Raw genomic sequence first — 10,760 nt, forward strand, 5'->3', positions numbered from 1 at the left:
CCTGATCCCCCGCCTGCGCGCTGTATGACCCGCGCCGACCGCGTAATCGCCTTCATCGAGCGTTTCTGCCTCGTGCCGGACGGCGCGCAGGTCGGCCAGCCGCTGGTGCTGGATGTGTTCCAAAAGGACTTCATCCGGGCCATCTACGACAACCCCGCCGGCACCCGCCGCGCGATTCTCAGCGTGAGCCGCAAGAACGGGAAAAGCGGCCTGATCGCCGGCCTGCTGCTGGCCCACCTGGTCGGCCCGGAAGCGAAGCAGAACAGTCAAATCGTATCGGGCGCCATGAGCCGCGACCAGGCCGCCCTTGTGTTCAACCTGGCCGCCAAGATGGTGCAGCTGTCGCCCAAGCTGTCGGCCATCGTGCGGATCGTGCCCAGTGGCAAGCGCCTGCTGGGCCTGCCGCTCAACACCGAGTACAAGGCCCTGGCTGCTGACGGCAAGACGGCGCACGGCCTTTCCCCGGTGCTCGCCATCCTGGACGAAATCGGCCAGGTTCGCGGCCCGCAATCGGACTTCATCGACGCCATCACCACCAGCCAGGGCGCGCACGAAGCGCCGCTGCTGATCGCCATTTCGACGCAGGCCGCGAACGACGCCGACTTGCTGAGCCAATGGATTGACGACGCACAGAGCAGCGGCGACCCGCGCATCGTGTGCCAGCTCTACACCGCGCCGCCCGGCTGCAACCTGATGGACCTGGAGGCATGGAAGGCCGCCAATCCTGCCCTGGGCACCTTCCGCAGCCTGGACGACCTGCGCGAGCAGATGACACAGGCTCAGCGCATGCCCAGCATGGAGAACAGCGCCCGCAACCTGCTGCTGAATCAGCGGGTTTCGACCGTCTCCCCCTTCATCAGCCCGGACGTGTGGAAGGGCTGCGCGGCGCGCGTTGTGCCCTTCGATGGCCCAGTGTTCGCCGGCCTGGATCTGTCCATGCGCACCGACCTTACCGCCCTGGTGATCGTGGGCCAGGTTGATGGCGTCTGGCAGGTCGAGTGCCACTTCTGGATCCCCGAGCTCGGCCTGGCCGACCGCGCGCGCCGCGACCGCGCACCCTATGACGTGTGGGCGCGCCAGGGCCTGCTACACACCACGCCCGGCGCCACGGTGGACTATGAGCACGTCGCCCGCGAGATGGCCTCGATCCTGTCCGACCTGGACGTGCAGGCCGTGGCCTATGACCGGTGGCGCATCGACATGCTGCGCAAGGAGCTGGACCGCATCGGGGCCGATGTGCCGCTGATCGAGTGGGGCCAGGGCTACAAGGACATGGCGCCCGCACTGGATGCCCTGGAAGCCGAGCTGCTGAATGGGCGCATTGCCCACGGTGGCCACCCGGTGCTGACCATGTGCGCCGCCAATGCCGTGGTGACCAAAGACCCGACCGGCGCGCGCAAGCTGGACAAAGCCAAGGCCACCGGTCGCATCGACGGCCTGCAGGCGCTCGCCATGGCGATGGGCGCAGCGACACGCGCAGAGGAAGCGCTGGGAGTCGGCTTCGATGCCTTCACTTTTGTTTAGCCCTGCCTGGGGGCGCCGCGAGGCTAGCCAGGACACGTTTTAGTCGGCGAGTGACGTGTCATGAAACCAACCCCGACAGCCAGCAAGCGGACTTTCACGGCGCGTGCAGAGGTGAGCGATTCTCTGATGCACGCTGGACCCTGTTCCTTTCGCCGCGGTGCTGGCACCCCCACAACTGAGGAACCGACATGGCCGCATTACTGACCCTGGACGAAGCCAAGCTGCATTGCCGCATCGACCACGACGCCGAAGACACCCTGGTGAACGCGCTCATTGCGACCGCGACCGCCGCCGTCTCCGAGTACCTGAACGCCGAGGCACCGGTGGACAGCACCGCGCCGGCGCCGGTGAAGTCGGCCGCCCTGCTGCTGGTGGGCAACCTGTACGAGCAACGCGAGAGCCAGAGCGACCGAATGCTCTACAAGAACCCCACCTATGAGGCGCTGCTGAACCCCTACCGGGTCCATGCATGAGGGCCGGCGACCTTGACCAGCGCGTGACGCTGGAGCGCCTGCAGGGAGGGGAGGACGAACTCGGCCAGCCGCTGCCCGACACGTGGGCGCCCCTGTTCACTTGCTGGGCCGCTGTCGAGCCGCTGGTGGGCAGGGAGTTCATCGCCGCGCAGGCTGCCCAGTCAGAGGTTACGGCCCGCATTCGCATGCGCCACCGGCCTGGCGTGCTGCCCACTGACCGCGTGATGCATGAGGGCACGGCCTACGACATCAGCTCCGTGATCGACCCGCGCAGTGGCGGGAGCGAACTGGTGCTGATGTGCAAGGCCCTGGCTTAGGCGGATTGGCTCAGCAGATCCTGCATGAGCTGCTTCCGGAAAGCCGCCAAAGCCTTCGCGGTTTCCTGTGCCCCGGACACATCAGACAGCTGGCCCTTGAACATGAGCTCGGGCTGATTGCTGAGTGCTGCCAACAAGATGGCATCGGCTTTTTCGGCGGCTTGGGATTCGGTCATGGGACGCTCCTGGTAACGAGATTTTGGGATTCGCGCCGCCGGCCCGCCGCGTTTTTTGGGACTGTTTTCCATCGGCGAAAATCGCCCGCCGCAATTTTCCCACCTATTGTGGACAGTCTCCCCCTGTATTTACCCCTTTTGAGGCTTGCTAGGGGGTCAAGGGAAACCGGATCGGTTCAGCAGGGTTCTATGTGCCGGCAACACTCACCTAGAACCCACACGAGTGCGGGGTCAGTGAAGCCGGGACCTGTCGCGCACCGTATTCGGACGAGCATGGGACAAAGGCCGGGCCTGCCTTCACACATTGGCAGACTTGACGGTGTACGCGCCTGTGAGCGCCCCTTCTGCCCGTACCGTCAGACCATTGCTGGCCACTCTTGTGGGCTTGGCTTGGGAAGGTTCCCCCGTTGCCTCTCAACGCAGTTACGGCGGCCTTGCGAGCGGTCTACCTGCGTCCAGTCGATGCGAAGCGATCACCGGGGGGCATTGGCTGGGTTCTGAGTCCCACTTCACGCGCTGCAAACTTTGGTCAGCGCTCCAACGAAAAAGCCCTCAAGTTCTGGCTCTCCATGGGGCGGCATGTTGCCCATCTAAGGGCTGAGAGTCAGGGCTTGAGGGCTCTGGTGCTATCGATGCCGCCACATCAACGAGACCATTCTAAACGGGTCACTGTTCATGTGTCCAGCATGTTTTTGCGTACAGGCTCCCGCAGTCGATGGCGACGACCGCGGGGCGGGCTGAGGTGCAGTCGTGACAGGCGACCGCACCACCATGCCTAGAGGAACACCACCTTTCGCATTTCCTCGGTGGGGCGGTTGTCGTCACTGCCGAGCGCCGACATGATGACGTCGTTCAGATCTTCAACTCGCCGTATCAGGATGGCCAGGCCGAGACAGTTCATGTCGGTAGGCAAACCACGCTTGAGCATGCCCACCACGGCCTCAATTTCGTAGGTGGCATTCAGTGCCAGGCTGGCGCGGTCGCGTTTTTGGGATGGGGTGAGGTCAGACATAGCTCACTCCTTGCCATTGCCGGACTGGCCCAGCGCTTCGATCAAGTGGTGCTGACGGTGCATCACGAATGCAAAGCCGGAGCCGGCCTCCAACTGGCGCCAGTCAGGGTTGTTTATGGCAATGCCATGCCTCTCGATGGCTATGCTCATCGACGAGCCTTGATAGCCGGCGTGCTCCCGTATTTCCTCTATGAGGTCGCGTGCTTGATTGACCCACAGAACTAGGTCGCCAAGTGCGGCAGCTTCCATGGCCGCGTTCTCGCGGTCGAAGCGGGGGGGATGGTTTACATTTTCGGTAGCCATGTGTGCGGTCCTTCCAAGGTGTTGCACGTTGTGGTTAGAGCGGCCGGGGTGGTTCCAAGCACCTCGGCCGTTCGCTTTTGCAGCAGATAAAGCCCTGCTGCGCGGCTATATGAGTTTTTACTCAGCTGCTCAAGTGAGCATCAATCAGGCAAGAATCGACCGGCACGGCCATAGGCTCGCAGCAAGCCCGCCCAAATTGCCGCCCCATCCGCAGAAGTGGACTCCACATGCGTGTCCATCAGCTCCTCAATGTGCGCGATGGCCTCGATTCCGCCCAGCTCGCCCAGGCCCTCTATGGCGGCCAAAACAGACTCCAGCTTGGCCCCCGCGATAAAAGCACGGAGTTGGGCCGCCGCCACGGTTTTTGTGTCTGTGCTCAGCTGTCGCATAGTTTTCCTTCGGTGGGTTATGGGCTGCTGCCCGGTTACTCAAATCCTCAAATGTTCAATTACTTCGCGATGTAGGCGCTCATGGCTTGCCGAATCAAGTCGGACAGGGGAATGTCGCGGCGCAGGGCCTCCGCCCTCCATGCGGTGCGGGTCGCCTTGGTCACTTCCAGATTGACACGCACCATGTCGGCGCCGTCGGCGCTGGCGGCCACTTTCTCGGTGGGCACGTCCGGGCGAACAGTGCTCAGGTCTTTAGATTTCAGAGCCATTTGGCGGCCTCCAGCTCGTTGATGATGTTGGTGATTTCCGCTTGCGCGGCGGTGTCGTTCAGGTCATAGACCGATAGCCCGTCTGTCAGGGCCTGCGCAAAGGCGACCCGATTGCCTACGGTCGCATCCAGCTGCTCGAGGCCGTACTCGTTCCACTCCCCATCCTTGATGAGCTTGGACAACTTTGTGTTGCCTGCGGTGCGGTTCACAAGAAAAGCCGCATCGATCTTGCCGCCCAGGTCGAGCTTTTGGCGCACCATCCGAACAGGTGCAGCACTGGCCCACACATCAGCGCCGGACGGCTGGATCACGATCAAGGCCACATCAGCGGCCGACACAATCGCGGCTGTCATGGCCTCGGCTTTCGCAGGCCCGTCGATCACCGCAAAGTCAGCGCCCAGCGTCTTGATGGCACCAGCCAGGTTCTGCGCCCGGTCGATGGCCACCACTGGCGGCAGGTCCGCGCCTTCGGGACTGGCTGCCCTCCAATCGCGGGCGGTGCCTTGGGGGTCGGCGTCGATCAGCACCACCCGCTGGCCCTTGCGGTGCAGCGCTGTCGCCAGGTTGCAGGCAATGGTGCTTTTGCCGCTCCCGCCCTTCTCGTTAATGCAGGCAATGATTTTCATTTTCCGGCTAGTAGTTGTTTCATGCACTCACTGTATCAGTTACTCAATTGAAGCTATGTTGATTTACTCAACTGAGGACAAGCGCCCGATAGTCAACGCCGAATGATCCAAGTCCATGCCTGTTCCCCCGCATGGACAACTGGCCTGCACCCACCACAAGGGTGGGCACAGCCGCTGCGCGGTTCGCCAGTTCCCCACGCTCCACTGGTGCCTACGGCCTGACGCGGCCTTCGGCCTTGCCAAACATCCTTTATAAAAATGAGCTGCAGGAGACTTGTCCCCCCTTTGGCCCCCTTCTTGCGACTGGCCGGAGGGAGAGAGGGAGGGAGCTTTGGGAAAGCGTCGCCCTACTTTGCCGGGGCAAAGTTTGTGCGCTTCCCCAGGTCGCTGGCCGTCGGTCGGTCAGTCGGTCACCAAGGGCCTGCAGGGCTGGCGTAGCCATGCAAGAGCCGCGTTCACAGGTACGCCCTGCCCCTCACCCGGTCGCGGCTGGATAGCCTCTCGGTGGCGCTTGGGAGGGTTCCCGCTGTAGCGCCTCGCCATAGGGTGCCAGCCGGGAACCGTAGCGCCGGGAGGGTGACAAGTCTTTAGAAGCTGTACCCCGGCGCATGGTTGACGTGCAACACACTATGCAGTCAGTCCGAGGTTTTGGCATAATCACTCGCAACGGAGCAATCAGGCGTTTCCTCGCATCAGAACTGTTTTGCTCCCAGAAAGCCGCATTCCTGCCAGGGTCTGCGGCTTTCGGCTTTCTAGGGCCACTAGAGAGCGAAAACGTGGGCATATCTTACACCTACCCGTTTTGGGACGACAAATTTTCTTGTCCCAAAAGGGTGCCGCCTAGAAAAGTTCAGGCTGGCCGGCCTCGTCAGACTGAGGAAACGCTCGGTACACGGCAGAACGTGACACCCCGAGGCTACTGGCCACTTTGGTGTGCGACATGCCAGCATCGAGCAGCTTGCGCGCTGCGGCGAACTTGTCCGGCGTCAAAGCCTGCGGCCGGCCGATCTTTGCGCCTCGCGCCCTGGCGGCCTGCATGCCCTCTTTGGTCCGCTCCCGGATCAGATCCCGCTCAAGCTCTGCGAACGCGGCAAACACGTTGAGCTGAAAGCGACCCTGCGCCGTGCCGGTGTCAATGTCCCCCGCCAGCACCTTCAAGGCCACGCCGCGCGCCTGCAGGTCCTGCACCAACCCCACCACACCTAGGACAGACCGGCCGAGCCGATCCAGCCGCGTGACGGCCAGCGTGTCGCCTGGCTGCAGCCGTTCCACCAGCGCATCCAGCACCGGTAGCTCGCCCCGCGTACTGGCCGATTCCTGGTGTACCTGGTCGCAGAAGCCGAGCGCGTCCAACTGCGCCGCCAGGGACTGGCCAGACGTGCTGACGCGGGCATAGCCGTGAATCATTTTGGGATGGGGTTGTGGGACCGGTAAGCCCTTGATTTTGCTACCAAGGCCAAGCAATCCCAAAAACGACCGATAGCGGGATGGTTTTCCTCAAATGTTCTTTTGAGCAATTGAACAGATGAGTATTGACTCATCGATAGATATCGGCTATATCTACGGGCATTCAATAGTCTATGACTATTGCCAACCGCCCGGCGATTGCATGGGCATTACCTCTGAAAGCCCAAAACATGACCCTCGCAGAAATCCGTGAAAAGAAGGCCGCCAAGGTGGCCGAAGCTCGCGCCCTGGCAGACACAGCCCAAGCTCAAGGCCGCCAAATGTCCGACACGGAGGTGCAAGCCTTCGACGCCATCAAGAAGATCATTCAAGACCTGGACAGCCAGGAAGCCCGCGCCCAGTTCCTGGACGATGCCGAGCGCCGGAGTGGCGGCGGTGCCCCTGTGCGCGATCGTTCTTTCGAGAGCGTGGAACGCCAGGTCAGCGTGGTGGACGTGATCCGCGCGCAGATGGAAGGCCGCAGCCTGTCGGGCGCCGCCGCCGAGTTCGCGCAGGAAACCGAGCGCCGCACGGGCCGCAAGGCGCAAGGCGTGTTCGTGCCGCTTTCGGCCATCGAGTCGCGCGCAGTGAACACCACCAGCACCGCGCCCGAGCTAGTGCCTTCCGTGCACCGCGGCGACCTCTACATCGAGCCCTTCCGCAATTCGCTGCTGGCTCGCAAGCTGGGCGTGCGCGTCCTGCCGGGCCTGTCGGGCAATCTGTCCATCCCCAAGCACGGCACTGGCACCACTGTCGGCTGGGTTGCCGAGAACGCCGCGCTGCCCACGGGTGACATGACATTCGACGGCGTGAGCCTGAGCCCCAAGCATGCCGGCGGCATCACCGAACAATCGCGCCAGCTCATCATGCAGAGCTCGCCAGCCGTCGAACAGCTTGTGCGCGATGACCTGTCGTTCATGCTGGCGCAGGCCATCGACTCGGCCATCATCCAAGGCGGTGGCAGCAACCAGCCCACCGGTGTGCTGGCCACCAGCGGCATCCAGACCGCGAACCTCGCCACCCTGAGCTGGCAGAACATCCTGGCCATGCTGCAGAAGCTGGACATCGTGAACGCCAGCGCCGTCAACATCGTGGCCAGCACCAAGGCCAAGGCCAAGATGGCGGGCACGCTCAAGGCTGCAGGCATCGCCGGCTACATCCTGGACGGCGGCAAGGTGGGCGACCTGCCGGCCTACTTCTCCAACCAGGTGGCCGAGAAGACCGGCACGCCCAACACCGGCCGCGTGATCGCTGGTGACTGGAGCCAGGTGATGCTGGGCATCTGGTCCGAGGTGGACATTTTGGTGAACCCCTACGCTGAGACGGCCTACGGCAAGGGCAACGTGCTGATCCGCGCCATGGCGACGGTGGACGCTGCGGTGCGTCACGCAGAGAGCTTTGTTGTCGCTGACGACTTGAGCATCTGAGGAGTTGCGAATGTTGGAACTCCGCGGACACGGCACGCTCAAGGCGACCGGCAAGACCCTGCACGGCTACGCCGCCGTGTTCAATTCCGAAGCCAACCTGGGCACATTCTCCGAGGTGATTCGCCCCGGCGCTTTCGCCAAATCGCTGGCGACGGGTTCCAACATTCGCGCCCTGTACCACCACCAGGGTGACGCCCTGCTGGGCACCACCCGAGGCGGCACGCTGCAACTGCGGGAGGACGCGCACGGCCTGGCTTTCACGCTGGCACTGCCAGACACCACTCATGGCCGTGACCTCGCCATCCTGGTTGATCGCGGCGACGTGGCCGGGTGCTCTTTCGGGTTCCGCGTGACCGATGGCGGCGACCGCTGGGAACAGCGCGGCTCCACGCTTGTGCGCGAGCTGCTGGCCGTCGAGCTGGCGGAAATCACGCTGACCAGTGACCCCGCCTATCAAGACACCACGGTCGCCATGCGCACCCTAAAGGGCGCCAAGAACACCGGCGATCCCTACCGCCTGTGGCTGGAGACATGCCTGTGAAAATGATTGAACGTGCTTTGCGCGCGGTGGGCCTGGAGCGCCGCAGCGTGGCCGGTGGTGATCCGTACTGGGACAACTTCGCCACCCTGCGCAGTGGGCCGGTGAACGAGAAGACCGCGCAAGGCGTCAGCGCCGTTTATGCGTGCGTGCAGGCCATCAGCGAGACGACCGCCAGCCTGCCCCTGATCCTGTTCAAGCGCAGCGGCGACGACCGCGAGCGCGCGCCCGAGCATCCCCTCTATCGGGTGCTGCACGACATGGCGAACCCCGAGCAAACCGCCCTGGAGTTCCGCGAGTACATGCAGGCCTGCGTGCTGCTGCGTGGCAATGCCTTTGCCCGCATCGTGCGCGGCTGGGACGGCCAGGTCCGCGAGCTGTGGCCGCTGCCTGCCGATGTGAGCGTGCTTCGCCTAGACAGCGGAGCCCTGGCCTATGAGTACAGCGACCGCAAGGGCGTCGTGCACCGCCTGCTGGCCCATGAGGTGCTGCATCTGCGCCACCGCCTGGGCGACGATGGTGTGTTGGGCATCAGCCCCATTGCCGCAGCGCGTGGCGTGGTCGAGCTGGCCCTGTCCGAGTCTGAGCATGGGGTAAACACCTTCCGCAATGGCGCCAAGCTGCTGGGTGTGCTCAAGTTCCCCGGCAAGCTCAAGCCCGAACAGCGCACGGCCATTCGTGAGAGCTGGGCCAGCCAGCACGCAGGGGGCGGCAATGCTGGCCGCACTGCCGTGCTCGAAGAGGGTGTGGATTTCCAAAGCGTGAGCATGACGCTTGAGGATGCAGAGTGGATTGCCTCTCGCCAGTTCAGCGTGGAAGAAGTCGCGCGCCTGTTCCGTGTGCCTCCTACCGTGATCGGTGATCTGCGCCATGGGAACTACAGCAACAGCGTGGAGATGGCCCGGCAGTTCGTGACCATGAGCCTGCGCCGCCACCTGGTGGCCTGGGAACAGTCCATTGCCAAGCAACTGCTGACTGATGCCGGCCGACGCATCTACTTTGCTGAGCACCAGGTCGAAGGCCTTTTGCGTGGTGACAGCGTGAACCGCGCCGACTTCTACGACAAAGGCATCGCGTCTGGCTGGCTGCTCAAGTCCGAAGCCCGCAAGCTGGAGAACCTGCCTTCCATCGACGGCATCGACGACGAGGCGACCACTTCCGCACCTGAAGTGCCGAAGGGTGACGACGCGCCACCCGAGCCACCCACCCCCCTGCCTGCGCAGAAGGGGGCCACCCCATGAAGATGCTCGATCCATGGAAGGCCCGAGGCTTGAAGATGGTGGACGACCTGCCGCGCAAGCCCTTGCAGCTGGCAGACATTCGCACCAAGCGCTGGACCAAAAAGGGCAACGGGCGGCTGCTGCCTCTCAACTCCGAGGCATGGTATCGACTGCGCCGCTCAGTGCTGGCAGATGTGCCGCTGTGCCAATACTGCCCGCCTGGCGTCATCACGCCAGCCACCGAGGTGGACCACAAGAACAACGACCCGGCAGACAACAGCCGCGAGAACCTGGTCAGTACCTGCAAGCCTTGCCACTCGATCAAGACCATGGCCGACCTGTACGGCAGGCCCGCACGCCTTGGATGCGATTCGGACGGCAACCCTATCAACCCCTCACACCATTGGAATCAGGCTGCTGTGCGCCCGTCTGGTGCGGCTGGCGGGGATGTTCAAGCGCAGGAATCACCAGCAACCAACAGCCCAGAACCGACCTGTTCCTCTCACGCAATCGCTAACCGAGAAAACGAGCCATGAAGGTGACCCCCCGCCGGCAGCGCTCAGACTCGGCCGCCGCCGCCGTGGCCGCCACCCAAGCCGCTGCGCTCGGCCCCCTGGAGCCACCCGAACACGTCACGCTGCGGCCGGGTGACCGCCCGTTCTGGAACGCCATCATGCTGGCGCGCGCCCGTGACACCTGGACGGATGTGGATCTGACCACCGCCGCGACCCTGGCGCGCTCGCAAGCCGACATTGAAGACCTGCATGCGAAGCTGGCAGCGGCCGGCTACATGCTGGGCGACAAGCCGCACCCGCTGGCCGCCGTGGTGGAGACGCTGGCGCGCCGGATCGTCGCCCTAACCCGCGTGCTGCACGTCCACGCCGAGGCGACCGTGGGCAAGTCCGAGGACGCCGCCAAGGCCCTGGAGCTGGAGCGCAAGGCCCGCCAGGACGAAGGCGACGACCTGATCCCCCGCCTGCGCGCTGTATGACCCGCGCCGACCGCGTAATCGCCTTCATCGAGCGTTTCTGCCTCGTGCC

Annotated in this window: 15 protein-coding genes; 8 read left to right on the forward strand and 7 right to left on the reverse strand. The window is 63.8% G+C overall.

Translation table 11 applies throughout. From position 1 onward, the window contains the following. The first annotated feature begins 24 nt into the window (after window positions 1-24). From AC1Q64_RS25330 to AC1Q64_RS25340, 3 genes are all read left to right on the forward strand, one after another. A complete protein-coding gene (locus AC1Q64_RS25330; protein WP_492253145.1) occupies window positions 25-1,524 on the forward strand; it encodes a terminase large subunit in 1,500 nt (499 codons plus the stop codon). 188 nt (window positions 1,525-1,712) lie between these two features. Next, the gene (locus AC1Q64_RS25335) at window positions 1,713-1,997 is read left to right on the forward strand and encodes a head-tail connector protein (RefSeq protein WP_492253132.1); all 285 of its coding nucleotides are present in this window, start codon (window positions 1,713-1,715) and stop codon (window positions 1,995-1,997) included. Beyond that, on the forward strand, window positions 1,994-2,314 hold the full coding sequence (locus AC1Q64_RS25340) for a phage head closure protein (RefSeq protein ID WP_492253133.1): 321 nt from the start codon (window positions 1,994-1,996) through the stop codon (window positions 2,312-2,314). The genes AC1Q64_RS25335 and AC1Q64_RS25340 overlap by 4 nt, the downstream gene beginning before the upstream one ends. Here the strand turns inward: AC1Q64_RS25340 and AC1Q64_RS25345 are convergent. From AC1Q64_RS25345 to AC1Q64_RS25375, 7 genes are all read right to left on the reverse strand, one after another. Beyond that, entirely contained in the window at window positions 2,311-2,490 is a 180-nt protein-coding gene (locus AC1Q64_RS25345; RefSeq protein WP_492253134.1) for a hypothetical protein, read from the reverse strand. The genes AC1Q64_RS25340 and AC1Q64_RS25345 overlap by 4 nt on opposite strands. A gap of 775 nt (window positions 2,491-3,265) precedes the next feature. After that, window positions 3,266-3,502, reverse strand: a complete 237-nt coding sequence (locus AC1Q64_RS25350) for a hypothetical protein (RefSeq protein WP_492253135.1) — start codon at window positions 3,500-3,502, stop codon at window positions 3,266-3,268. A 3-nt stretch (window positions 3,503-3,505) separates the two neighbouring features. Then, window positions 3,506-3,805 carry a hypothetical protein gene (locus tag AC1Q64_RS25355; protein ID WP_492253136.1) on the reverse strand — a complete coding sequence of 100 codons (300 nt, stop codon included), beginning with the start codon at window positions 3,803-3,805 and terminating at the stop codon, window positions 3,506-3,508. 140 nt (window positions 3,806-3,945) lie between these two features. Beyond that, window positions 3,946-4,194, reverse strand: coding sequence for a hypothetical protein (locus AC1Q64_RS25360; protein WP_492253137.1), 249 nt, complete (start codon window positions 4,192-4,194; stop codon window positions 3,946-3,948). A gap of 59 nt (window positions 4,195-4,253) precedes the next feature. After that, entirely contained in the window at window positions 4,254-4,463 is a 210-nt protein-coding gene (locus AC1Q64_RS25365) for a hypothetical protein (protein WP_492253138.1), read from the reverse strand. Beyond that, window positions 4,454-5,089, reverse strand: coding sequence for a ParA family partition ATPase (gene parA, locus AC1Q64_RS25370; protein WP_492253139.1), 636 nt, complete (start codon window positions 5,087-5,089; stop codon window positions 4,454-4,456). The genes AC1Q64_RS25365 and parA overlap by 10 nt, the downstream gene beginning before the upstream one ends. Before the next feature lie 840 nt (window positions 5,090-5,929). Beyond that, window positions 5,930-6,496, reverse strand: a complete 567-nt coding sequence (locus AC1Q64_RS25375; protein ID WP_492253140.1) for a recombinase family protein — start codon at window positions 6,494-6,496, stop codon at window positions 5,930-5,932. A 230-nt stretch (window positions 6,497-6,726) separates the two neighbouring features. On the opposite strand from AC1Q64_RS25375, the gene AC1Q64_RS25380 reads away from it, so the two are divergent. The 5 genes from AC1Q64_RS25380 to AC1Q64_RS25400 are packed head-to-tail and all read left to right on the forward strand — an operon-like array spanning window position 6,727 to window position 10,711. Next, window positions 6,727-7,962, forward strand: a complete 1,236-nt coding sequence (locus AC1Q64_RS25380) for a phage major capsid protein (RefSeq protein ID WP_492253141.1) — start codon at window positions 6,727-6,729, stop codon at window positions 7,960-7,962. Between the two features lie 10 nt (window positions 7,963-7,972). Continuing rightward, entirely contained in the window at window positions 7,973-8,503 is a 531-nt protein-coding gene (locus tag AC1Q64_RS25385) for an HK97 family phage prohead protease (RefSeq protein WP_492253142.1), read from the forward strand. A 2-nt stretch (window positions 8,504-8,505) separates the two neighbouring features. Beyond that, window positions 8,506-9,741 carry a phage portal protein gene (locus tag AC1Q64_RS25390; RefSeq protein WP_492253146.1) on the forward strand — a complete coding sequence of 412 codons (1,236 nt, stop codon included), beginning with the start codon at window positions 8,506-8,508 and terminating at the stop codon, window positions 9,739-9,741. After that, window positions 9,738-10,256 (forward strand): HNH endonuclease signature motif containing protein, encoded by a 519-nt coding sequence (locus AC1Q64_RS25395; RefSeq protein ID WP_492253143.1) that lies wholly within the window; start codon window positions 9,738-9,740, stop codon window positions 10,254-10,256. The genes AC1Q64_RS25390 and AC1Q64_RS25395 overlap by 4 nt, the downstream gene beginning before the upstream one ends. Further along, complete coding sequence (locus AC1Q64_RS25400; protein ID WP_492253144.1) at window positions 10,253-10,711, forward strand: TerS protein; 459 nt, start codon at window positions 10,253-10,255, stop codon at window positions 10,709-10,711. The genes AC1Q64_RS25395 and AC1Q64_RS25400 overlap by 4 nt, the downstream gene beginning before the upstream one ends. Window positions 10,712-10,760 lie beyond the last annotated feature (49 nt).

Source organism: Acidovorax sp. GW835-FHT14G06 (genome assembly GCF_058793595.1).